Here is a 23,535-nt window from a genome sequence, read left to right as displayed (position 1 = left end):
AAACGCTCCTTATTGTGGTACGTATATTTCATCAAAGGTACCACCATCTTTAAAATGGGTTGCTTGTGCTTGTGACCAACCACCAAAATCATCGATGGAAACAAGTTCAAGCTGAGGGAATTGATCTTTATACTTTGCTAGAATCGTTTCACTACGTGGTCGATAATAATTTTTCGCCGCAATTTCTTGCCCTGTATCACTATATAAATGCTGTAAGTAAGCTTCAGCGACTTCACGTGTCCCTTTTTTATCTACGATTTTGTCTACAACTGCAACTGGTGGCTCTGCTAAAATACTTAAAGAAGGCGTGATGATTTCAAATTCATCCTTACCTAATTCATTGAGAGAGAGGTATGCTTCATTTTCCCACGCAATTAAGACATCTCCAATTTTACGTTCTACGAATGTTGTTGTAGCTCCACGAGCGCCAGAATCAAGTACTTCTACATTGCTGTAAAGTGATTTCATAAATTCTTTTATTTTTGTCTCATCATTGTTATATAACTTTCCGGCATAAGCCCAAGCAGCTAAGTAGTTCCACCGTGCACCTCCAGATGTTTTGGGATTAGGCGTTATGACAGATACATCATCTTGAATCAAATCATCCCAATCTTGTATGTTTTTAGGATTGCCCTTGCGAACTAAAAAAACAATTGTAGATGTATAGGGAGTCGAATTAAGATCAAATTCGGTTTGCCAATCTTTATTCAGCAGCTCACGAGTTTGAGCAATTTCATCAATATCGTAAGCGAGTGCGAGTGTCACAACGTCGGCTTCAAGACCATCAATAACTGCACGCCCCTGTTTGCCAGATCCACCATGTGATTGATTGATTGTGACGTCTTGGCCAGTATCATCCTTCCATTTTTTTATAAAATCTTTGTTGAACTCATCGTAAAGCTCCCGTGTTGGATCATAGGAAACATTTAGTAGCTCTACAGACTTCTTGTCTTCTTGACCGCTTGCTTTTTCATCTGAGTTAGCACTTCCACAGCCAGTTAAACTAAGCGTTAGAATAGTTAATAATGCCATGGATTGTAGAACATAGCTCTTTTTTTTCATAGTTAATCCGCCCCTTTTCTGTCTTAAGAATGCAAAAAGCCATCACCCACAATGACATGACAACATTGGGTAGATGGCCTTCAGATCCTCTGATCAGCGTTTTTTTAGGTCAAAGCTTTAGTAATACATTAAACATATATTTCCTATTAGTCAACAAGGAATTATAAAAAAGATTATTTATTTTGAAAATTAATAAAAGTGTCCTTAGATACCACTCATCATATGCAGCAAAGAGCAAAAAAAATGGGTGTATGGAAAAGATATTTAAAAAACCTAGTTGACTGCTTGGTGTACTTTAGTATATATTTGGTAATAAGAAGAATGATTGTAGTACGAGGTAACAACTACTAGTGAACAATCATTAAATATAGAGCTGGCTAGTCAAACTAGAGGCGTTTTAACAAAGACCTGTTTTTCCTATGTCTTTTGTTAGAACGCCTTTTTTGCTATGAGGGGGATTCGATGTTAACTTACGAAAATTGGCAAGAACCGATCATTGATTTTCAGGTTGATGATATGTATAAGGCTGCACTAGAGGTTTTACAGTGGAGCTATCAAGAATATGGAGATGAAATCGTCTATGCATGTAGCTTTGGTATTGAGGGCATTGTCTTAATTGATCTCATTTCAAAGGTAAAGCCTAACGCTACGATTGTATTTTTAGATACAGATGTACACTTTAAAGAAACATATGAAACCATTCGTAAAGTCAAAGAAAAATATCCACAACTCAACATTGTCATGAAAAAGCCAACCCTTACACTTGAGCAACAAGCTACACAACATGGTGACGAACTATGGAAAACCAACCCAAATAAGTGCTGTGATATTCGTAAGATAAAACCTTTACACGAAGCCTTATCAGGTAAAAAGGCTTGGATATCAGGTTTACGTCGTGAGCAATCACCAACACGTCAACAAACAAACTTTTTAAATCGTGACGATAAATTTAAATCGATTAAAGTTTGTCCATTGATTCATTGGACTTGGAAGGATGTCTGGCGTTATGTTTCGAAGCACAGTTTGCCATATAATCCGTTACACGATCAAGGCTATCCAAGCATCGGCTGTGAGCATTGTACGAAACCAGCATTTACAATGGAGGATTTACGTTCAGGTAGATGGCAAGGTTCTGGTAAAACCGAGTGCGGGTTACATGAATAAAGGAGTTCTGCCATGCTTGAATATTTTGCAATAGCTATTAGTTTATTTTTTGCGATGAACATAGGAGCAAGCGGTGCAGCAGCCTCAATGGGTGTTGCTTATGGGGCAGGTGCCATCAAAAAAGCGTGGCAAGCATTGCTTTTATGCGCGATAGGCGTCTACAGTGGAGCTGTATTAGGCGGAGGAGAGGTAGTTAAAACGATAAGCTCAGGCATTATGCCCCAGGAATATATTACGGTAAAGGTTGTCATCATTATCTTGATTTCTGCGACAAGCTCGTTATTTTTCGCCAATCTTTTAGGCATTCCCTTATCAACGAGTGAAGTAACAGTGGGTGCTGTCGTGGGTGTAGGAATTGCCTATAAAGTACTATTCGTCAATTCGCTGCTTGTCATTATATCATTTTGGGTGATTGTACCGCTTGTTGCCTTTGTCATTGCTCTTGTATGTGGAAAGTTATTATATAAGTTACAAAACACAGGGTTGCTGAAAGATCGGCCAATTTTAACTGTTCTTCTTGTTTTAGCAGGATTTTTCGAAGCATTTTCAGCGGGGATGAATAATGTTGCCAATGCAGTTGGGCCGTTGGTGGGAGCAGGAATGATGGATGTGACAACGGGCATTGTGCTTGGCGGTGCATTTGTCGCAATAGGTGCTCTGCTACTTGGTAAACGAGTGCTTGAAACAAACGGTAAAAAAATAGTGCGCTTTCAAAAGGCAGAGGGCATTCTTATTTCAAGTACAGGTGCACTGCTTGTTGGCGTAAGCTCAATTTTTGGGCTTCCAGTACCCTTAACACAAGTCACTTCTTCATCCATCATTGGGATGGGGATGGCGAAAAACGGAAAACAAATCTTCCATAAGCATATTGTGAAAAAAATTATACGTATTTGGGTTGTATCACCCATCTTTTCATTAGTCATTTCTTATTTTTTAGTGCAGTTATTTTTAGAAAAAGACCTTTATGCCATTATTTTAAATGGCAGCATTATTGTTGGGACGCTAGGGGTCATTAGTCTGATGCGTACGATGCGTGAAGAAGAGCAGTCTATCTATGATGCAGGGGAAGGCATTTAAATTGAATCATATCATCACTATCTTTTGACTACAAAACTTAGTATTTAACTAGAATTAGGAGGAGATTTTTATGAGTCTACAACCACATGGTGGACTACTTGTGCAAGCATTTAATCCGGAAAAAAAAATCACAACTATTCATAAGGAAATTGAGCTGGATGCAATTTCGTTGAGTGATTTAGAGCTAATTGCTATAGGGGGGTATAGCCCAATTGAAGGTTTTTTAACACAAGTAGACTATGAGTCAGTCGTGGCACAAAGTCGTTTAGCATCAGGTGTAGTATGGAGTATTCCGATTACCTTACCTGTTACAAAAGAGAAAGCGTCCATTTTACAGCCTGGTGACGAGGTGAAGCTGGTTTATGGTGATGAAGTATATGGCGTTATTGAAGTAGCAGATATTTATGAGCCGAATAAACGAAAAGAGGCTTTACTTGTCTATGGAACAGAGGATTTAGCACATCCGGGCGTTCAAAAGCTTTTTGATCGTCCTGCCATTTATGTTGGAGGGAAAATTACGTTAATTAAACGTCTTACACAAAAGTTCCCTGCTTATTCATTTGATCCAATAGAAACGCGACAATTATTTGCTGACAAGGGATGGAAAACTATTGTTGGCTTCCAAACACGTAATCCAGTCCATAGGGCGCATGAATATATTCAAAAGGCAGCACTTGAAACGATTGATGGGTTATTTCTAAATCCACTTGTGGGTGAAACAAAGTCAGATGATGTGTCAGCTGCTATACGTATGGAGAGCTATGAGGTTTTATTAAAAAACTATTATCCTGAAAGTCGTGTACAATTAGGTATTTTTCCAGCCGCTATGCGGTATGCAGGACCAAAGGAAGCTATTTTCCATGCACTTGTTAGAAAAAATTATGGCTGTACTCATTTTATTGTTGGTCGTGATCATGCAGGTGTTGGTGATTATTATGGCACATATGATGCACAAAAGATTTTTGAACAGTTTACTGAAGATGAATTGGGAATTGTCCCACTGAAATTTGAGCATAGCTTTTATTGCCAGCAATGTGAAGGCATGGCGACGACAAAGACGTGTCCACATGATAGCTCTGCCCATGTCATTCTATCAGGAACGAAGGTACGTGAGATGCTACGAAATGGAGAAGTACCACCAAGTACATTCAGTCGTAAAGAAGTCGTAGACATTTTAATTAAAGGCATGAGTAAGGAGGTAGTGAAATGAGTTCAAACATTGTTTGGCATGAAGCCTCCATTACAAAAGAAGAACGCCGTTCAAAAAATAAACATCAAAGCTTTATTTTATGGTTTACGGGTTTATCTGCTTCAGGAAAATCATCAGTGGCTAATGCATTTGCCCGTCGATTATTTGAAAGGAGCAATCAAGCCTTCGTATTAGATGGTGATAATGTGCGTCATGGCTTAAATAGTGACTTAGGATTCGATGAGGCAGGGCGCAAAGAAAATATTCGTCGAATAGGTGAAGTCTCAAAGTTATTTATAGAGAGCGGTCAAATTGTGCTAACGGCTTTTATTTCACCTTATCGAGAAGATCGTCAGGTAGTCCGTGAACTTGTAGAGGATGGTGAATTTTTAGAGGTCTTTGTAAAGTGTTCAGTAGAAACATGTGAAAAAAGAGATCCTAAAGGTTTGTATAAAAAAGCAAGGAATGCTGAAATTGCTAATTTTACAGGGATTAGCGCTCCATATGAAGAACCGATTAACCCAGAAGTTATTTTGGATACAGAACAGCATTCCATTGAAGAATGTGTGGAGCAACTGACAAATATTTTAACTGCCAAGGGATATATTTAACTAAAAAAATCTGCTCGATTTAGTAATCGGGCAGATTTTTACGTTTATTTTACACCTTGTTCCTTTTTCATTCTGTCAATTTCAGGACCTAGTTCATCACGTACGGTACCTTTCCAAGGCTTAACACCAGCAATATAGGAAGAACGCGTCATAATGTGTCCGCCAACAGGACCAGTAATAAAGAGGAAGAGTATCCCCAGTAAAATACGAGGGTTGAAATGATCTTCAATCAGCCAAAAGTGAAAGAATACACCAATCAGTACACACATGACGCCAAGTGTTGCACTTTTTGAAGCGGCATGTGCACGTGTATACAAATCAGGTAAGCGGACAAGTCCGATAGCTGTCACGACAATAAAGAGTACTCCAACAGTAATGAAAAAGATAACTAAACTATTAGCGAGAATTGTCACGTTTGATGATATCTCCTTTCTCTATGAATTTAGAGAAAGCCATCGTACCGATAAACGATAAAATTGCTAGCAATAAAATGATTTCAAGAAAGAAGCTTGTTTCCACTAAAATCGAAAATAGTCCGATTAAGGAAATGAGTGAAACACCAAGTGAATCCAAAGCTACAACACGATCGGATGCGGAAGGACCTTTTACCATTCGATAAATGACCGCTATCATTGATAAGCAAATCACTACGATTACAGCAATAATAAATGTTGTCATGATTTACTCACCTCCAAAATCGCTTTTTCAAATGAATCTCGAATGGAAGCAATGGCTTCATCCACATCGTTAATATCAATTGCATGTACATACAATGTTTTCGCATCATCCGAAACATGCACTACAACTGTTCCTGGTGTTAAAGTAATAAGACTTGATAATAACGTAATTTCCCAGTCTTGTGTTAAAACAGTTGGATAAGCAAAAAAGGCTGGTTGCATGTCCAGTTTAGGCTTCAACACTACTTTTAACACTTGAACATTTGCTAAAATTAATTCTTTAAAGAACAACAACGTTAATTTTAGCAGGGCCCATAATCGATAGACATAAAGACGGGACTTGAAAAACCTCCGCATGAGAATAAGTAAAAGTATCCCCATCATGAATCCTATGATAAAACCAGTTGCTGTGTAATTAGAGGAAAGGAACATCCAGACAAAGGCAAGTACAAAATTTAAAATCATTTGAAATGCCATAGTGCTAATCCTCCTTCATCACAGCATCTATATAGATAGATGGATCATTTAATAGTTTTGCAGCATCATCCATAAATGGCGTAATCCATTCAGAACCCACACCATATGCGACCGTAATAAGTACTAACAAGGCAGTAGGCATAAACAGCATTTTATAGGTAGATTTGTCGACGGTACCTTGTGTTTCTTTTTCCTCACCCCAAAAGGCATAGAGGAAAATACGAATCACGGATAGTAAAACAAGCAGTGAAGATGCTAAAATGAAAATACTGCTCCACATACTTCCAGCCTCAAAGCCTCCCTGAACAATTAACAGCTTTCCAACAAACCCGCTAAGTGGTGGAATTCCAGCTAAGCCAAAAGCTGCTATTAAATAACACCAACCCAGTGCAGGGTATTTTTTCATAAGTCCACCCATTTTACGCAAGTCAGATGTACCAGTAATGTAGATGACAATGCCGATTAACATAAAGAGTGCTGCCTTAATCAGCATATCGTGAATTAAATAAAACATCGCTCCTTTTAAAGAAGCCTCATTCATTTGAGAGACACCAAATAAAATGACACCTACTGCAATGACAATGTTATAGATAATAATGAGCTTTACATCAAAATAAGCGAGTGCTCCAATACAACCAGCCACAATTGTTGCAATAGCTAATGCCATTAGTAAATCATGCGTATAGGATAAATCATGTACAAAAAATAGTGTGTAGGTACGTGTAATGGCATAGACCCCAACCTTTGTGAGCAGAGCGCCAAATAGAGTTAAGACAGGGATCGGGGCTGCTGCATACGAAGTAGGAAGCCAAAAGTATAATGGGAAAATAGCTGCTTTTAGTCCAAATACCATTAAAAATAGTACAGCAATAACAGTAATAATCCCTGGTTGATTAATTTCAGCAATTTTTACCGCAATATCAGCCATATTTAATGTTCCTACTACAGAATATAAATAGGCCACGGTTATAACAAATAATGCCGAAGAAATAACATTAATTAAAATATATTTAATTGACCCTTTCAGTTGCCCCTTCTCACCACCTAAAACGATGAGTAAATAGGAAGCCATTAACAATACTTCAAAGAACACAAATAAGTTAAAAATATCACCTGTTGTAAAGGCACCATTGACCCCAGTTAAAATAAACATAATACCAGGGTAATAAAAGAAGCGTTCGCGTTCCTTCGTGATAGAACCGAAGCCATACCAAACAACAAATAGTGCAATAAGCAATGTCGTTGTAACGAGCAATGCAGACACCATATCAGATACCATTGTAATACCGTAAGGAACAGGCCAATTTCCAAATGTGACCTTTTGAATACCATCTTCTTTCACTGTTAAAAGCAGAGAGAGGGCAGAGAGGAGGGCTAGTCCAATCCCAAGTAATGAAAATGATCGCTGATAAGTTAGATTTTTTTGTCCAAACATTAAAATCATACCGAAGAAAAACGGGATGATAATGGGTAATAGTAGGAAGTTATTCATCCTCATCACTTCCTCTCATTAAGCTAATATCATCCGTGTTAAGCTCTTGATAGGAACGGTAGGCAAGTACAAGGAAGAATGCTGTCACCCCAAAGCTTATAACAATTGCAGTTAAAATAAGTGCTTGGGGTAAGGGATCAGCAAATGTTTTGGCTCCTTCGTTTAAGACAGGTGGAGCTTCACCACCAAGACCACCCATTGTTAAGATGAGTAGATGAGCACCATGACTTAACAGACCTGTTCCAATAATAATGCGCAATAAACTTTTTGATAAGATTAAATAGACCGCTGCCATAAAAAGAAAGCCGATCACAAAGGCCATAATTATTTCCATTATTCATCCTCTCCAATCGTTTGAATAATGGTCATCGTAACGCCGACAACAACCAAATAAACCCCGCTATCAAAAAGCATAGCCGTGTGTAAAGACTGTTTGCCTAGAAGCGGTAAATCGAAATAATCAAAGAAATGTGTGAAAAACGGTTTGCCCACAAACATTGGGTATGCCGCAGTAGCAAGGGCTAATAGTAAGCCAATGGCTGTTAAATATGTGTAATTAATAGGTAGAATATGGCGGACTGTGTTGATATCATAGGCTAACACTAAAAGAACAAGTGCACTTGATGTTAACAGCCCTCCAACAAAGCCTCCACCAGGTGTATAGTGACCAGCTAAAAAAATATGAATGGAGAAGAAGAAAATAATGAAAAATACAATTTTAGCTGTAAATTGTATTATCACATCATTTGTTTTCATGAGTGTTCTCCTTTCTATTCATACGTAACTTAATCATAGCTAAGATGGCCATGCCAGCTATACCGAGTACTGTAATTTCAAACAATGTATCGAAACCTCGATAGTCTACTAAAATTACGTTTACAATATTTCCACCACCAGCTAAAGAATAGACGGTTTCCTCGTAGTACTTAGCAATAGAGGGAATTAGTTTTTGAGAATGAGCTGATAGCGCAACAAGTGTTACCATCACACCAACTGCAATGGAAACAATGGCACGATTTAACTGGAACCTCATTCGCTCCTCGCGTTTACCAAGCTTAGGTAAATGGTAAAATGCTAATAAAAATAGTGCTACTGAAATCGTTTCTATAACGAGCTGTGTCAGCGCTAAATCAGGTGCGTTAAAAATGACAAAGAATAAGGCTACTGTATAGCCTACAGTACCAAGCCCAATAATGGCTGTTAAACGTGATTTGGCCAAGATGGTGATGGCAGTACCAATTAATAAAACTACGATCAAGATAATTTCATACAAATTAATTGGTGAGGCTCCTTGGAATGAAATACTAAATGCATCTTTCACGAATAGAGAGCCGATAACAATAATAGTTATTCCGCTAAACATATAGAGTAAATAGTGACGCATAGAACCTGTCATATAGCGTCGGGAAATACGATTTAAGCCAACATCTAATCCCTGCATGATTTTGTCATAGGCATTGTTTAATGTTAACGCTTGCGGGAATCGTTGATACATCCCTTGCCATTTTGGTAAGGCAACAAATAACAATACCCCAACTATTATAATTCCAATGGTCATCAGTAACTCTGGGGTAATGCTATGCCAAGCAGATACATGAATATCAACAGCTTGAGGTGAATCATACAAAAATGGCTGTATCGCTTGAACGGCTGGTTTTACAAAGGTATTACCGATAAAGTTTGGAATAAAGAAGATTGTCACAACTAAAGCTGCTAAAAGAATAGGAGAAATTAGCATACCAATCGGCGCCTCATGTGGTTTATGAGGTAACTGCTCTGGTTTGTAATTCCCATTAAATGTTCTGAAAACAAAATAGAAACTATAGATAAATGTAAAAATACTAGCAATCCACGCAACAATAGGGAAGAGTACTCCCCATGTTTCAAAGCCGAAGAATTCAAACTTTTGAAGTGCAAGCATGGCTGTTAAAAACATTTCTTTACTTAAGAACCCATTAAATGGTGGAAGACCAGCCATTGATAAACTTCCTATTGCAGCCACAGTAAAACTAATTGGCATAATACTCATTAAACCACCTAGTTTACGAATATCTCGAGTTCCAGTTTCATGATCCACAATGCCTGCAATCATGAAGAGACTGCCTTTAAATGTTGCATGATTAATAAGGTGGAAAATGGCAGCAAATGCAGCAAACTTTATGGTATCGATTGAGCCATTTGCATGAAAAGCAACAGCACTTGCCCCGAGTAGTGACATAATAAGCCCAAGCTGACTGACTGTAGAGAATGCTAGAATACCTTTTAAATCAGTTTGCTTCACTGCAAAGAAGGAACCCCAGAATAAAGTTAAGATACCTACACCTGTTACAAGCCACACCCAAAGTTCAGAGGCTGCAAATATCGGCGTAAATCGTGCAACTAAATAGATACCTGCTTTGACCATTGTAGCTGAGTGAAGGTATGCACTTACTGGTGTTGGCGCCTCCATGGCATCTGGTAACCAAATGTAGAATGGGAATTGCGCGGATTTTGTAAATGCTCCCAAGAGTAATAGGACAAGTGACCAAGTGAATAAAGGTTGGTCTACTAAATTTGGTGCCATGACTATCAATTCTCGAATCGAGTAGGTTCCTCCCATTAAATAAAGAAGAACGAAGCCACCTAACATCATTAAACCGCCGCCAACTGTAATCATCATAGACTTTAATGCACCGAAACGTGAGGCATCCCGATTATACCAATAGCCGATGAGTAAAAATGATGATATGGATGTTAGCTCCCAGAAGAAATAGAGAGTAATTAAATGATCTGACTGTACTACTCCCAGCATGGCTGACATAAATAACAGTAAGTAAACATAAAAGTTATGTAATTTTTCTTTATGTTTATCTAAGTAAAAAATGGAGTAAAGCACAACTAACGAGCCAATTCCAGTAATGAGTAATGAGAATAATAAGCTAAGTCCATCTAAATATGAGATGATGGAAATATCAAGCGATGGAATCCAAGGTAGCTCTGCAGTAAATACTTCACCTTTAGCAACTTGAGCAATATATGTTGTATAAATAACAGCAAGCGTAACAGGTACAGCAAGAACAAACCAACCTGTGTGAATATTATTCATGCGTTTATATAATAATGGCACTAATATTGCAACAAGCATTGGAATAAAAATATAAAGTACTTGTAACAAAAAAACCCTCCTTTATGCAGGTAAGTAAATCAATTATAACGTACTTTAATTGGGAATGCATATGTACTATTGGGATTTAGCTTGCGGTCGTTGGAGAATTTTCGTTATATTATAAATAGGAAGTTATCAATAAAAATAGAGGAAAAAAATTTTTTATGAAGAACCCATATATCTATGGTTATCTACCATTAATTACAATTTTATTGTTTAGTTTGACATTTGGGATGTATGCTGTTGGTAAATCTTTACAGATTTTTCAAGCCATCGGTGTGTATTCAGGAATGCGAGAGTTTTTATCAGATTTTGAGTTACGTGTATTTCTTCTCATCGTCTTTGCCATTGTTTTTTTTATGTTATTTTCTGCCCTTAAACTAGTAGGCGAAACCATTCATGAAGTAGGAATGCTGTTCTTTTCAAAGGACAACGAAGGAGCCACAGTTAGTCAGGCTCGAGGTGGCTATATTATCTTATTTGTAGGTGCTATGTGTTCTGCATTTGCCATCCAATTTATTTATGTTTTAATAGGTATTTTCGTCATAACGATATTTACCTACTTTATTTATCTGATTTATAAAATGAGTCATTTTATATCAATGGGCGGCACAATCGGTCTATTAATCTTTGAGCTTTTTATGTGGACGATTCTTTTAACATTAGTTATTTATGTCGTATTAAAGCTATATAATGGCATTTTGGCAAGTTTGCCGTTTGCAAATTAATACATACTATTAAAATGGTGATGTTAATAGTAGAAAAAGAGAGTTTGAAAGGCGAGGGGTTGATTTCCGTTCCGCCAGCGTCCTTTCCAGGGGGAGTTCGATGAGCCGCTTCACTCCTTTACATTCGCTCCAGGGTCTCCTCTGTGACGTTAAATCCCATGGATAGTGAGACAGGCGAGCCCCTGTACGGAGCGGAGGAAGCGGCTCGGCGCTCGTCCACAGGAAAGCAAGTAGCCTGTAACGGAAAACCATTTACATCTTTAATAAAAATTTAATTGATGGTTTTGTTTTTTAACACTTTAAAAAGGTAGTAGTCTTAGCGACTACTACCTTTTGCATGTTTCACTACTCAAGCAACACGTTAAATAATTGGTGATGAATTTTGTACTCTTCTAATTGCTGCATCGATTGAGGTTTATCATACCCTAGCCATACAGCAGCAGTATATTCATTATTGAGTCCAGCAAGCCAGTAGTCACGATAGTCATTCGTTGTCCCTGTTTTTGCACCAACGTAGCTGCTATTACTATAGACACCTTGACCCGTACCGTTTGCTACAACATCTGCAAGGAGTTCACGCATGTATTTTACTGTTTTAGGAGACCAAATTTGATCACGCTGTGTATCCCAACTATAAAGCTCTGTTCCATCTAATGCTGTGACTTTTCGAATACTATGTGCAAGTACATAAGAGCCATCAATAAAGCTAGTATAAGCATCTGCTAGTTCTAATGCTGTTACACCATAGGTTAGTCCTCCTAATGATGCAGCATAATTATAATCTTTCTCTACAATCGAGCGGAAGTGAAAGCGATTAAGGTAATGAAAGGCTGTCTCGACGCCAACGGTTTGAAAGAGACGAAGTGCAGATGTATTATAGCTATGTCGAAAAGCAGTACGAATTGACACATCACCATACGTATAGCCCCCATAGTTTTGTGGGCAAAAAGAGCCCACACAATAACGCCCACCATTGACAATCGAATCAGGTGTATGAGATGTTGTTTCGAAGAATGGTGCATAGACTGCTAGAGGCTTAAAAGCTGAACCAGGCTGACGTGTTCCTTGGAATGCACGATGGAAATCAAATTTTTCATAGTTCTTTCCTGCATACAGACTGACTATTTCTCTTGATTGGTTTTCAATGGCTGCACCTGCAGCTTGCCATGGGCTAGTACCTAAAATAGCTGACATTTTTTCCTCATCATGTTGCTGTTTAGTAGGATCAAGTGCTGTGTGAATGATGAGTCCATTTTGAAATAATGTATTGAGTCGAATGTCTAATTGTGCTTTAATTTTTTTCTTTTCTTCCTCATTATCTGTAGAGCTTAGTCGATCCGCATAACCTTCTTTTTCTGCAATAAGCCATTTTAGCTCTTGAAGAACATAAGTGCTATACATTGGATAACTTTGAATTTTATCTTTCACATTTAATGTAATGGCATCAGCCTTATAGTTTTTTGCCTCTCCCTCTGTAATAGCCCCATTTGCTGCAAGGGTATCTAACAAACGCTCCTGCCTTGCTTTAGTTTGATCATAATTCTTTAAAGGATTATAAAGGGAAGGGTTATTTGGGATGGCAGCAATGAAAGCTATTTCAGCGATGGATAATTCTTGGAGTGGCTTTTGAAAATAATAGGTGGCTGCTCCGCCAATGCCATAAACTTGATTGCTGAAATAGGACTCATTTAGGTACATCGTTAAAATGGCTTCTTTATCAAATTCTTTTTCTAATTCATAGGCATAAAAAAGCTCTGTTAATTTCCGTTCATATGTTTTTTCTTCGGATAAATAACGCATCCGAACAAGCTGCTGCGTAATTGTACTACCACCTTGAGAGGTTGTGTTGCTATTTGAATTGGCTACAACTGCACGAATAATAGCACTTAAATCAAAGCCAATATGCGTATAAAAATCAGCATCCTCACTGGTAATGAATATTTCCTGGGCAATTTGTGGAATTTCTTGTAAACTTAGTGGCTGCCGCCATTCGACATATTCCTCACTAAATGTTTGCCCATTTCGATCAATAAGGGTAACAGGTAGTTGGGCCTCTACCTCGGGTAAATGTATTGCATTAGTCATTTGTTCCTCATGTGCTTGTGCAATATTGATTTCTGTTTTAATGTTTGTGCTAATCCACCATAAAGCAGGAAGGGATAGAACGATAATAAAAAAACCAAAAGCCTTTTTCATGTGTGCCTCCACTCTTTCTATAAATCCTTCATCAGAATAACATATTTTGGATTGATTCCAAATACTCGCTCAGACCTATTTACATAGTTTTAAACATGAATAGTAAAAGTGCAAAAATCGTCAATACTTAGAGGGAGAAAACCAGTAGGAAGTATGTTAGACTAAAATGAGGTCAGAAAAGGTGCAAGGGCATCTTTTTCATTGAAACTGAAAATTATCATTAAAGGAGAGACTTCCATGTTTCCACAGTTAACAACAGACGTACAAGCAGGCGAAGTGCTTGTAGAAATGAACACAACATTAGGTGCTATCAAAATTAAATTATTCCCTGAGCACGCACCGAAAACGGTTGAGAATTTTTTAGGTCATGCTAAATCAGGCTACTATAACGGCATTATTTTCCACCGTGTTATTCAAGACTTCATGATTCAAGGTGGCGACCCAACTGGTACTGGTATGGGTGGAGAATCAATTTGGGGTAATTCCTTTGAAGATGAGTTCTCAGAGCAATTGTTTAACCTACGTGGAGCGCTTTCAATGGCAAATGCAGGACCAAACACAAATGGTTCTCAATTCTTTATTGTACAAATGAAGCACCTTCCAAGTGATATGCTTCGTCAATTACAAGGGGCGGGCTTCCCTGAAGAGATCATCGAAGCTTATGCTCAAAACGGTGGTACACCTTGGTTAGACCATAAACACACAGTATTCGGTCATGTAGTAGAAGGTATGGACATTGTGGATAAAATTGCAGATGTGGAAAAAGATTTCCGTGACAAACCATTAGAAGATGTGAAAATTGAGTCAATTACAGTCTTTGAATAATACGTATAAGGACGTGTAGAACATGCAGAACTTTATGTATCAATTTTTATATTTCCCAGAAGACAAATCAGGTTATATTCCAGCAGCATTTGAATTTTTAATTATGCTTATTTTATGTATTATCGTGTTTACGCTTTTCAGAAAAATTTCTAAGAAACAAGAATTAAAATCAAAAGAAATTGAAGCACGTATTTTAGCAGAAAAGAAAAACACAAACAATCAACAGAATATATAAGAAAAAGAATCCGCTTGCCACAGAGGGCGAGCAGATTCTTTTTTATTGTATCAATTTTTTTTAAAGCGTCGAATAGTATTTTGCAGGGCCTTGATGGCAGTGAAACAAACCAGTACAAGTGACAAGCCAATCCCACTCAATGCAGTAATAAAGGCTACCCATTCAAAGAGTGTATAACTACCGATGCTATCGAAATCACTGCTATCTTTCCACCCTTCAATGACTAAGTTCATCCCATAAATGCCCGATACCACAGTAAAGACTGTTAAAATAAATAGTAAATTATTACTTCGATTATCGGATTGATCTTCCTGTGTTCGATACAAACTATTCAATGTTTCTTTCGTTTCTACATAATGTTCATTTATACGGAAGAACTTTCGTAGCAATTGAGCAATTTCTCTGCCTTCTGTTCGTACGATGACTTCTTCAAAATAATAGCGTGCAGAAAACTTTGTAATCAGCTCGATTAGTTCATTGACAACCTGTTTATCTTTGCCCCACTTTATTTCACTATACTCATAGGAAAGCTTTAAGAGCATCATTTTATAAAAATAATGAATGAACAAATTGTAATAGTGCGTACCCATAAATTCTTGAATACTATGTGTACATTTGGCAAACGGCCTATTTGTAATCGTTATTTGTGCTTGTGAGGAGGTGATAATATAACTGTTAGGAGCCCAGCGTGTATGGGCATGCTCTTGTACATAATTAGAGATATATGAAGGATTAGTGCTAGAAATAAAGGGTTTGCCAGCAGGTGTCCTACCGTCTACTTGTCCTAAGCGAAATAAATGCTCAGGTATAATTTTAGCTTCTTCCTCTGCAATTAAATAAGCTGAGGCAAACATTCTCTCATCTTCAAAGAAAGGTAAGCCTTCATAGCTATGGTCTTGTTGATGTAATAGAAAGGGTTTTAAATAAGGTATAAAATACTTAAATAATAATTCACTCGTAGAAGAACAATGACCAAATGAAAAATGATGACTTGCACCTTTTTCCTCTCTTAGTTTAGCCTCTAATACTCTAAAATAGTGGATAAAATTTAAGATATCACTTAGATCATGCGATTGATCTGTAATATTTGTTCTGACTGTTATAATCCCATTCCCAAAAGGACATAATGTCACATCAATACTCATCACTTCGTAATCATAATTGATTTGACTTTCTTGCAGATGTAAGGCGCCTTGTGTATAAAAAGCTTTCGAAAAACGAATAAAGTCAGGGTTATTCATTTCGTTTGGAAATAATTTATCCTCCAAAAAAGGATAGAAAAATTGGGCAAGTTCCTCATGTATAATCGTCATATCACCATAAAAAGCGTCTTCAAGAGATGTATTGTTTAAGGTGAAAAAGGAAAAGCCCTCGTTTAGTAGTATATCACTGATTTTTTGACGATTTTTTTCGGAATAGGCGAAGGGAAATAGGAATGTCATATAAGCACGTTTAATCGTTAAAGGGACAATGTCCATGTAAAATCACCTCTGTATAAATCCGATTGATAAGAACCTTTTCCACAAAATTTTGTTTTTAAACATAGAAAAAGGATAGCTCTAAGGAGAGAGATATCCTTTCAACCATTTTATTGCGCAAAGACCTTTTTAAAACGCTCGACTCCATCTTTCACAGTATCAAATGAACAAGCAACATTCATACGTAGGAAGCCACGACCTTCTTCTCCGTATTTTGTCCCTGGTTCTAGAGCAAGTTTTCCGATTTCAAGTAAGCGGTTCATGATCTCCTTCTCTTCAAGCGCTAGTTCTCGGTAATCAATCCAGATTAAATAAGTGGATTGAGGAATCGTAACACGAATACCTGGGATCTGCTCTAACTCCGTTTTCACATAATCCATGTTGGCAGAAATATAAGGAAGTAATTCATCTAACCAAGGAGCCCCTTCTGTGTATGCTGCATGAAGGGCAACAGAGGCAAATGTATTTAATGAGCCTTGACCACTTGCCATATTGATGGCCTCTAGCTTCAAGCGTTTTTTCTTATCTGTTACGATCATATATGAAACTTGAATTCCTGCTAAGTTAAATGTTTTAGTAGGAGCCATACACGTAACAATGCGATTGATTTCATCACCTGCAACTTTAGCTAAAGGAATATGTTTATCCCCATTAATCATTAAATCAGCATGGATTTCATCAGAAATAATGATGACATCATATTTAGCACAAAGTCGTACAATTTCCTTTAAAGTAGCTTCATCCCATACATAGCCTCCTGGATTATGCGGGTTACATAGTATGTAGGCTTTCACATCTTGAGCTAAAGACTGCTCGAAGGCTTCAAAATCATAGACAAACAATCCGTCTTTTTCAATTAATGGACAGCTCACAACTTCACGACCATTACTTTTTGGTATGTTAAAGAATGGCGGATAAACTGGAGGTGAAATGAGTACTTTGTCCCCAGGGTTAGTTAGGGCAACAATGCTGTTAGCTAATGCAGCCACAACACCATTACAGAATAGGATGGCTTCTTTCTCTATGTGCCAGTCATGGCGAGTACTTTGCCAGTCTACAATGGATTGTATCGCTTCTTCACTCATATAACTATAGCCAAAAATAGTATGTTCAGCATGTTGTTGTAAAGCCTTTGAAACGGCTATTGGAGCAGGGAAATCCATATCGGCTACCCACATTGGTAAGATATCTGAGGCATCGTTTAGGCCATAAACCTTTTCCATTGCGTCCCATTTTACTGAGTTTGTACATCGACGTTTGATAGTTTGATCAAAAATAGACAAGCAAATCACTCTTTTCTTTTTTTTTTACTATGGTATCATACGAGTATGATCAAAGGATAATAGGTGAGTATTTTGGAAAATATAAAAATGAATCAAGCAGCTGTCCATCTGCTAGAGGAGTGGGATCCATTCCACTTAGGTCCAGACCATTATGATACAGAAACAGCAGATGTAGTTGCAGCATTGCAAGGGATTGATGATCCATCAACACTTGCAAAAGTTATTCAAGAAACATATGAGCATTCGTTTGAGCAATGGATACCGTTTGAAGATTGTGTAGCCATTTCTTACAAACTAATTGCCATTAAATTTGAAGCGAAATGTATTATTTAAAATATTTTGCATATTCCTTATAAAAAAAGGGGTTGTCAATGGACAACCTCTTTTTTAATGCATCATGAGGCTATTACTTATTTAAATAAAGGCAAAATCCCCTGAATGAAAATAATAAAAATGGCGAGTGGGGAGACGTAGCGAATTAAAATGTACCAAATATTAAACATGAAGCTAGACGCAGCTAATTCTTTACGTGAAATATCCCTTGTATAATAATAACCTGCAAAAATTGAAATCAACAAAGCTCCAATCGGCATTCCGATGCTATTAGTCATAAAATCCACAAAGTCAAAAATAGAGCGATCTACTATTTTTACATCTGCTAATATGCCAAATGAAAGGGCACTTGGAATACCAAAGATGAAAATAATGATTCCACCAATCCAAGCAATTTTTCTACGTTTTTCTGGTTTATCACCAATAGCGATTGCCACGACTATTTCTAACATGGAAATGGAAGAAGTGACTGTAGCAAAAAGCAATAGAATGAAGAAAATAGTTAAGAATAAGCCACCAAGAGGTAACTGCTCGAATACAGCTGGCAAAATAATGAATACTAAGCCTGGCCCTTGATCAGGCGTATAACCAAGCGCAAATACTGCTGGGAAAATAACAAGTCCTGCAAGTAAAGAGATAATAATATTCATAGATGCTACATTAATCGCAGAGTTACCAATCTTCTCTGTTTTAGATAAATAGGAAGCATATGTAATCATAACCGCAATACCTACACTTAATGAGAAGAATGCTTGTCCTAAGGCCATTAAAAATGTTTCAGCATTTAAATAGGACCAATCAGGTACAAACATAAATTTAACGCCTTCCATAGCCCCGTCTAAAGTTAAAGAGCGAATAACTAGGACAATAAAGAAAATAAAGAGGAGAGGCATCATCCATGTGCTGGCTTTTTCAATTCCGCCCTTAATACCTGCTGACACAATGACTACTGTTAATAACATAAATAGTCCCTGTACAAGTACTGCTTCAAAAGGGCTTGAAATAATATCGCCAAATAAATCAGCGTAGTTGATGTCAGAGCCAGCATTCGTTAGCTTAAATGTAAAGGCACGACCTAAGTAGCTTAAAATCCATCCACCAACAACGCTGTAGAATGATAAGATAAGGCCTGCAATTACCATACCGCCCCAGCCAATCAAATACCATGGCTTTCCTGGTGCTTGTTCCTTAAAGGAAGTGACGGCATCCTTTTGACCTCGACGACCTATCATGAACTCAGCAATGAGGACGGGTAAGCCAATAAAGAAAGTACATAAAATAAATAATAAAATAAAGACACTACCGCCATTCGTACCCGCCATATAGGGGAATTTCCAAATGGCTCCTAACCCTATAGCACTTCCTGCGGCAGCTAAAATAAACCCAATTTTTGTTGTAAATTGATCCCTCGATGACACGAAAATAAATCCTCCTTATACTAAAGTATTATTTTACCTCAATATTCTCATAACACAAGCAAATATCAGAAAATTGATGATAGCAAGAAAGACATTTGATGGAGTAAAAATATAGAGAGATGACATATGAGGAAGGACATTTAAATTATGTAACAATTAGGTAGAATGCTTCGTTTCATTATCAAAAAGGGGGGGTAGCTATGACGGAGGTTGAACTAATAGCAAGGGCTCAGCAAGGAGATAAAGATGCCTATATCGAGCTTATCCGTATACATCAGCAAACCGTTGAAAAGTTTGCCTTTCAATGTGGCGTACATACAAATGATTTAGCTGATGTTTCACAGGAGGTATTTGTTAAACTATATCGCTTTTTACACCAATTTAAACAGGATCGATTTACCACGTGGCTCTATAAAATCACATTAAATGCTACGCGTGATTATTATCGTAAGGAACAACGGCAGCAGGCTAAAGAGGACAAGCTACAAGCCCAACAGCAAAAGACTCATTCATCTGCTGAAGAGGATGTTCTTTTGTTTGAAGAGGACAGGCATCTACATCGTGCTATTCAGGTCCTTGACGAAAAATACCGTTATCCTATCGTGTTGTATTACTTCCACGAATTAAAATACGAAGAAATCGCTGAGGTCTTAAATATTTCGTTATCGACGGTGAAAGTGCGATTATTACGAGCGAAGGAAAAGCTAAAGGCAGCATTAATGCAAGATGGGAGTGTTGAAAATGGATGATAAGCAATTTGACCAACGTATGGCACTACTGAAAAAATCCTATGAACGAATGGAAGCGAAGCTTGATCCTGATACTGTCTTTAAACAAATTGAAGAAGAGGATATATCCAAGGAATTATCTTTTGAAATCATCAATAAAGTTCATCAGCGCCCCTCAAGATGGCAAAAGTCGGTTGTTTGGTTTGTAAGTATTGCGAGCGTGTTATTAGTGGGTTTATTAGGAACTTCATATATGATTAGACAGCCTGAAACATACAATAACAGTGATAAACAGATTTCCCAAGAAAATGATGACAAAACGATAGGGACGTATGAAAAATGGGTAGAGCGAATCACCAAGAAATATAAGAGAGTGAAAGAAGATATAAGTAGAGAGTTGAAAGTTTCAGTAGAAGAACTGAATACTTTTTCATATATTCAAAATGCAGATTCCATGTTGGCCTTCTATACGAGTTACGAACGTCCGATAGAAGAGGATTGGGAATTGCAAATAATGGAGAAAGAAATTTTAGACGGATTAATGACCCCAAGACGAGCCTTAGAGACAATCAAAGGATATGGGCCATTATCCTTTAATGAATCCTATGGAATCTTTAGCTTATATAAGCAATCGCTTAATGATATAGAAATGTATTTTAATTCTTTACTTGAACCTTATGAACAGTTTTTCAAGAAAAAGATAGATCGTAGTCAGTATCCATCAGATTTAAAAGCAATCATTGAAACAGCAAGCAAGCAATATATGGAACTTCATTTGGATACGGATGGTTCCTATTATTTTAAAGCTAATCCCATCGATGGGGAATTTGCTTTTGAGCCTATAAAATACATGCACCCTGATATTTTTGGTTACTTTGAGTTTTTACAAAAAGGATTTTTAGTAGGAGAAGAAGGCTTGAGGTATACACGAGAAGAAACAGCTGAATCCTTGAAAATTATGGAGCGTTCATTGTTGTTTGATATCAATACGGCGAATGTTACTTATAAGGAATTAAAGGCAGTATTTGAAAATACTTGGTTAGCTCTAATGAAAGGATCCACTAATTATCAAGTGTATGCTGAAAAGGGAATCGTTAATAAAGAATACCTGAATTTTTTACAAAAAGTAGCTAATGGAAAGTATGGGGAGGTAATGACAAAGAATGCGGCAACTATTTTAAATGAATTACACCAATATAACAACTCAGAAACGTTAGTAGGGCTGTCAATACAAGATATTTCAGCGGCCATTTTGCAAGTTAGGAAAGATACGGCAGTTGAAGAATTTAATATTGTAGACATCGATGATGCAGAGATTGCACAAATTAAGAGAATTTATGATCAGTATTTGAAAAGTGACCCTGAACCATTTATTAATCAGCTCAGTCCTTTAAATATGGTATCCCTTTATTTATATGCAATTTCTATTGGAGATGAATCATTGCAAGAGAAAGTAATCCTATCAAATGTAGAAATAGAGTTTGATTTTTTAAACAAAGTAAAAGGATTATCCATAATTAGCCAAATATCGCAATACAATGGAATTTATCCAATGGTGGCTGTACGACTTGATGAAGAACATCAAAAAGAGTATGGCAAGCAAATTTTGTTTAGATTATCTCAAAATGAAGATGGTTTTTACCGTATAATTGGTATCATGGATTGATGAGATGATTTTTTGCCCCGTTTTTACACGTATGTTATAATTTAAGCGATATATACGTAGCAAACAAAAGAAAGTGGGCAAAGGTTATGGTAAAAAAATATGAATTAGGAGACGTGTTGACCGGAAAAGTTACAGGTATTCAACCATACGGTGCATTTGTTGCACTAGATGACAATACGCAAGGCCTTGTGCATATTTCGGAAATAACATACGGCTTTGTGAAGGATGTTAGTGAATTTTTAGCTGTTGGGCAAGAAGTTGAAGTCAAGATTCTTGAAATCGATGAAGAGGCCGAAAAAATTAGTTTATCGATGAGAGCGCTACAGGATCGCCCAGCAACAGTAAGAAAAAAAGATGCACCACCACGTAAATCATTGCAGGACCGTGTAGATGAATCGGATGCAAATGGTTTTAATTCCTTAAAAGATAAATTGCAGGACTGGATTGAACAATCTGGTCAATAAAGAAACGAGGATGCTTTCGAATGAAAGTATCCTCGTTTTTTCTATTGCTTTTTTATTTTGCGGATTCGATATTGCAGGTTTTGTCTGCTCATACCAAGTGCATTCGCTGCCTTTGTAATATTGCCCTCATATAAATTTAAGACATTTTGCACATAATATGATTCGGCTTCACGCAAATAGGCATCGAGTGGCATGACATTGTGATTTTGATGGAACATAAAAAATTCTGGTTCACGATTATTTGTATCTTGCTGCTGCACTTTGAAGCGGAAATGTAAAGGTAATAAATCTGAAGTAACAGTGGATTCCGTTGTCATAAATGAAACAATTTCATCCAGTAGTAGCTCAAGCTCTTTTAGATTTCCTGGCCAATCATATTGTAAAAATAATTCCTGTACATCTGGTGCAAGATCAGTGACTTGTGAAGCAAATCGTTCTCGATGTCGACTAAAATAATCTTCTACAAATGGAAGAATGTCTTCTTTTCGATCCGTTAAATTAGGAATGGTAATGGCCATTGTAGCAAAAAAATAATATAGAGATTTTGACAGCTTCTTTTCGGCAATCAATGTAATGGGATCACTGCCCACACTGCCAATTAGCATATATTTGGACTGTGGAAGTGAATGTAGTATATCCAAAAGTTGCTCTTGAATGTCTAAGCTTAAAAAATCTATACGTTCGAAGAAGAAGGTGTAATCTTTATCTTCTTCTAATAATTGCTGTAATTTATCAAGCACCGATTGAGCTGAACGGCGACTAACGAGTGTCACAAAGGCATCAGGATCAGGTGAAGCGGCGTGGTGAATGCCCTCTGCTACTAAGTCTTTCCCTGTGCCAGATTCGCCAATTAATAATACTGGTAATTTTACAGCAGCTGCTTTTTTAGCGTTGTCGATAACCTGCTTCATGGATTCAGAATCAGCTTTAATCATATCAAATGTTAATGGTTCATCGTAACGACGAAGGGGTTGATAAACAAGCTTTTCCAGAGAGGTAATATCACGTGCAAATTCAATTGCGCCAATCAGTTTGCCTTCAACAAAAAGTGGAAAAGTATCATTGATTGTTGTAATTTCATGACCATTTTTATTCCAGTAGGATTGTTTAACGTTAATTTCTTTTTTTCCCGTTTGTAAAACACGCATTAACGTACTTTCATGTTGACGGAAGGAAAACATTTCAATAATGGAACGATCCGCAAGTTCATCAAAATGAAATCCTTCAATTTCTTTCATTTTCGTATTGTAAATAATCGTTTTGCCAGATAGGTCTACTGCATGAATA

At 37.2% G+C, this 23,535-nt stretch carries 24 protein-coding genes; 11 read left to right on the top strand and 13 right to left on the bottom strand.

What is annotated here, in order from left to right; all coding sequences use genetic code 11:
• Positions 1-9: 9 nt before the first annotated feature.
• The gene (locus B3D98_RS00430; RefSeq protein ID WP_288579727.1) at positions 10-1,062 is read right to left on the bottom strand and encodes a sulfate ABC transporter substrate-binding protein; all 1,053 of its coding nucleotides are present in this window, start codon (positions 1,060-1,062) and stop codon (positions 10-12) included.
• Positions 1,063-1,524: 462 nt separating this feature from the next.
• Between B3D98_RS00430 and B3D98_RS00425 the strand changes: the two genes are divergently transcribed.
• The 4 genes from B3D98_RS00425 to cysC all read left to right on the top strand — a co-directional run bounded on the left by B3D98_RS00425 (position 1,525) and on the right by cysC (position 5,103).
• Entirely contained in the window at positions 1,525-2,226 is a 702-nt protein-coding gene (locus tag B3D98_RS00425) for a phosphoadenylyl-sulfate reductase (RefSeq protein WP_288579726.1), read from the top strand.
• A 12-nt stretch (positions 2,227-2,238) separates the two neighbouring features.
• Positions 2,239-3,303: an inorganic phosphate transporter gene (locus B3D98_RS00420; protein WP_048394449.1), complete on the top strand. Its 1,065-nt coding sequence runs from the start codon at positions 2,239-2,241 to the stop codon at positions 3,301-3,303.
• Between the two features lie 70 nt (positions 3,304-3,373).
• Entirely contained in the window at positions 3,374-4,513 is a 1,140-nt protein-coding gene (gene sat / locus B3D98_RS00415; protein WP_048394451.1) for a sulfate adenylyltransferase, read from the top strand.
• A complete protein-coding gene (cysC, locus tag B3D98_RS00410; RefSeq protein WP_048394453.1) occupies positions 4,510-5,103 on the top strand; it encodes an adenylyl-sulfate kinase in 594 nt (197 codons plus the stop codon). Before sat ends, cysC begins: the two co-directional genes overlap by 4 nt.
• 44 nt (positions 5,104-5,147) lie before the next feature.
• Here cysC and mnhG read toward each other — a convergent pair whose 3' ends face one another.
• Genes mnhG through B3D98_RS00375 form a run of 7 tightly spaced genes read right to left on the bottom strand, consistent with a single transcriptional unit; the run spans position 5,148 to position 10,903 of the window.
• Positions 5,148-5,516 (bottom strand): monovalent cation/H(+) antiporter subunit G, encoded by a 369-nt coding sequence (gene mnhG, locus B3D98_RS00405; RefSeq protein ID WP_004228373.1) that lies wholly within the window; start codon positions 5,514-5,516, stop codon positions 5,148-5,150.
• On the bottom strand, positions 5,500-5,781 hold the full coding sequence (locus B3D98_RS00400) for a Na(+)/H(+) antiporter subunit F1 (protein ID WP_004228375.1): 282 nt from the start codon (positions 5,779-5,781) through the stop codon (positions 5,500-5,502). The genes mnhG and B3D98_RS00400 overlap by 17 nt, the downstream gene beginning before the upstream one ends.
• The gene (locus B3D98_RS00395; protein WP_048394455.1) at positions 5,778-6,257 is read right to left on the bottom strand and encodes a Na+/H+ antiporter subunit E; all 480 of its coding nucleotides are present in this window, start codon (positions 6,255-6,257) and stop codon (positions 5,778-5,780) included. Before B3D98_RS00395 ends, B3D98_RS00400 begins: the two co-directional genes overlap by 4 nt.
• A 4-nt stretch (positions 6,258-6,261) precedes the next feature.
• Positions 6,262-7,749, bottom strand: a complete 1,488-nt coding sequence (locus tag B3D98_RS00390) for a Na+/H+ antiporter subunit D (RefSeq protein ID WP_054549430.1) — start codon at positions 7,747-7,749, stop codon at positions 6,262-6,264.
• Complete coding sequence (locus B3D98_RS00385) at positions 7,742-8,083, bottom strand: Na(+)/H(+) antiporter subunit C (RefSeq protein WP_004228379.1); 342 nt, start codon at positions 8,081-8,083, stop codon at positions 7,742-7,744. The genes B3D98_RS00390 and B3D98_RS00385 overlap by 8 nt, the downstream gene beginning before the upstream one ends.
• Entirely contained in the window at positions 8,083-8,505 is a 423-nt protein-coding gene (locus tag B3D98_RS00380; RefSeq protein WP_004228380.1) for a Na(+)/H(+) antiporter subunit B, read from the bottom strand. The genes B3D98_RS00385 and B3D98_RS00380 overlap by 1 nt, the downstream gene beginning before the upstream one ends.
• The gene (locus B3D98_RS00375; protein WP_288579725.1) at positions 8,492-10,903 is read right to left on the bottom strand and encodes a Na+/H+ antiporter subunit A; all 2,412 of its coding nucleotides are present in this window, start codon (positions 10,901-10,903) and stop codon (positions 8,492-8,494) included. Before B3D98_RS00375 ends, B3D98_RS00380 begins: the two co-directional genes overlap by 14 nt.
• Before the next feature lie 155 nt (positions 10,904-11,058).
• Between B3D98_RS00375 and B3D98_RS00370 the strand changes: the two genes are divergently transcribed.
• Positions 11,059-11,622, top strand: a complete 564-nt coding sequence (locus tag B3D98_RS00370; RefSeq protein WP_048394459.1) for a DUF5366 family protein — start codon at positions 11,059-11,061, stop codon at positions 11,620-11,622.
• A 345-nt stretch (positions 11,623-11,967) separates the two neighbouring features.
• Here B3D98_RS00370 and B3D98_RS00365 read toward each other — a convergent pair whose 3' ends face one another.
• Entirely contained in the window at positions 11,968-13,818 is a 1,851-nt protein-coding gene (locus B3D98_RS00365) for a transglycosylase domain-containing protein (protein ID WP_103118708.1), read from the bottom strand.
• Positions 13,819-14,055: 237 nt separating this feature from the next.
• Between B3D98_RS00365 and B3D98_RS00360 the strand changes: the two genes are divergently transcribed.
• Complete coding sequence (locus B3D98_RS00360; protein WP_004228389.1) at positions 14,056-14,643, top strand: peptidylprolyl isomerase; 588 nt, start codon at positions 14,056-14,058, stop codon at positions 14,641-14,643.
• Between the two features lie 22 nt (positions 14,644-14,665).
• Positions 14,666-14,878 carry a hypothetical protein gene (locus tag B3D98_RS00355; protein ID WP_004228391.1) on the top strand — a complete coding sequence of 71 codons (213 nt, stop codon included), beginning with the start codon at positions 14,666-14,668 and terminating at the stop codon, positions 14,876-14,878.
• A gap of 50 nt (positions 14,879-14,928) precedes the next feature.
• Here B3D98_RS00355 and B3D98_RS00350 read toward each other — a convergent pair whose 3' ends face one another.
• The gene (locus B3D98_RS00350) at positions 14,929-16,356 is read right to left on the bottom strand and encodes a hypothetical protein (RefSeq protein WP_288579724.1); all 1,428 of its coding nucleotides are present in this window, start codon (positions 16,354-16,356) and stop codon (positions 14,929-14,931) included.
• A gap of 110 nt (positions 16,357-16,466) precedes the next feature.
• Positions 16,467-17,639, bottom strand: a complete 1,173-nt coding sequence (locus B3D98_RS00345; protein ID WP_048394465.1) for a MalY/PatB family protein — start codon at positions 17,637-17,639, stop codon at positions 16,467-16,469.
• A gap of 72 nt (positions 17,640-17,711) precedes the next feature.
• On the opposite strand from B3D98_RS00345, the gene B3D98_RS00340 reads away from it, so the two are divergent.
• The gene (locus B3D98_RS00340; protein WP_004228396.1) at positions 17,712-17,972 is read left to right on the top strand and encodes a DUF1871 family protein; all 261 of its coding nucleotides are present in this window, start codon (positions 17,712-17,714) and stop codon (positions 17,970-17,972) included.
• Between the two features lie 77 nt (positions 17,973-18,049).
• Here B3D98_RS00340 and B3D98_RS00335 read toward each other — a convergent pair whose 3' ends face one another.
• Positions 18,050-19,390: a sodium-dependent transporter gene (locus B3D98_RS00335; protein ID WP_054549427.1), complete on the bottom strand. Its 1,341-nt coding sequence runs from the start codon at positions 19,388-19,390 to the stop codon at positions 18,050-18,052.
• Positions 19,391-19,590: 200 nt separating this feature from the next.
• Between B3D98_RS00335 and B3D98_RS00330 the strand changes: the two genes are divergently transcribed.
• The 3 genes from B3D98_RS00330 (at position 19,591) to yugI (ending at position 22,248) form a co-directional block, all read left to right on the top strand.
• Positions 19,591-20,139 (top strand): RNA polymerase sigma factor, encoded by a 549-nt coding sequence (locus tag B3D98_RS00330; RefSeq protein ID WP_288579723.1) that lies wholly within the window; start codon positions 19,591-19,593, stop codon positions 20,137-20,139.
• On the top strand, positions 20,126-21,784 hold the full coding sequence (locus B3D98_RS00325; protein ID WP_288579722.1) for a hypothetical protein: 1,659 nt from the start codon (positions 20,126-20,128) through the stop codon (positions 21,782-21,784). Before B3D98_RS00330 ends, B3D98_RS00325 begins: the two co-directional genes overlap by 14 nt.
• A gap of 86 nt (positions 21,785-21,870) precedes the next feature.
• Complete coding sequence (gene yugI / locus B3D98_RS00320; protein ID WP_004228409.1) at positions 21,871-22,248, top strand: S1 domain-containing post-transcriptional regulator GSP13; 378 nt, start codon at positions 21,871-21,873, stop codon at positions 22,246-22,248.
• Positions 22,249-22,289: 41 nt separating this feature from the next.
• Here the strand turns inward: yugI and B3D98_RS00315 are convergent.
• Positions 22,290-23,535, bottom strand: a 1,246-nt coding sequence (locus tag B3D98_RS00315; protein ID WP_288579721.1) for a sigma 54-interacting transcriptional regulator, incomplete at its 5' end; no start/stop codon positions are given.

The sequence above is a fragment of the Lysinibacillus sp. UBA5994 genome, from assembly GCF_002429725.1.
In the GTDB taxonomy this organism is placed as follows: domain Bacteria; phylum Bacillota; class Bacilli; order Bacillales_A; family Planococcaceae; genus Lysinibacillus; species Lysinibacillus capsici.
Note: the sequence above shows the minus strand (reverse complement) of the source record. Positions and strands in the feature narration are given on the sequence as shown.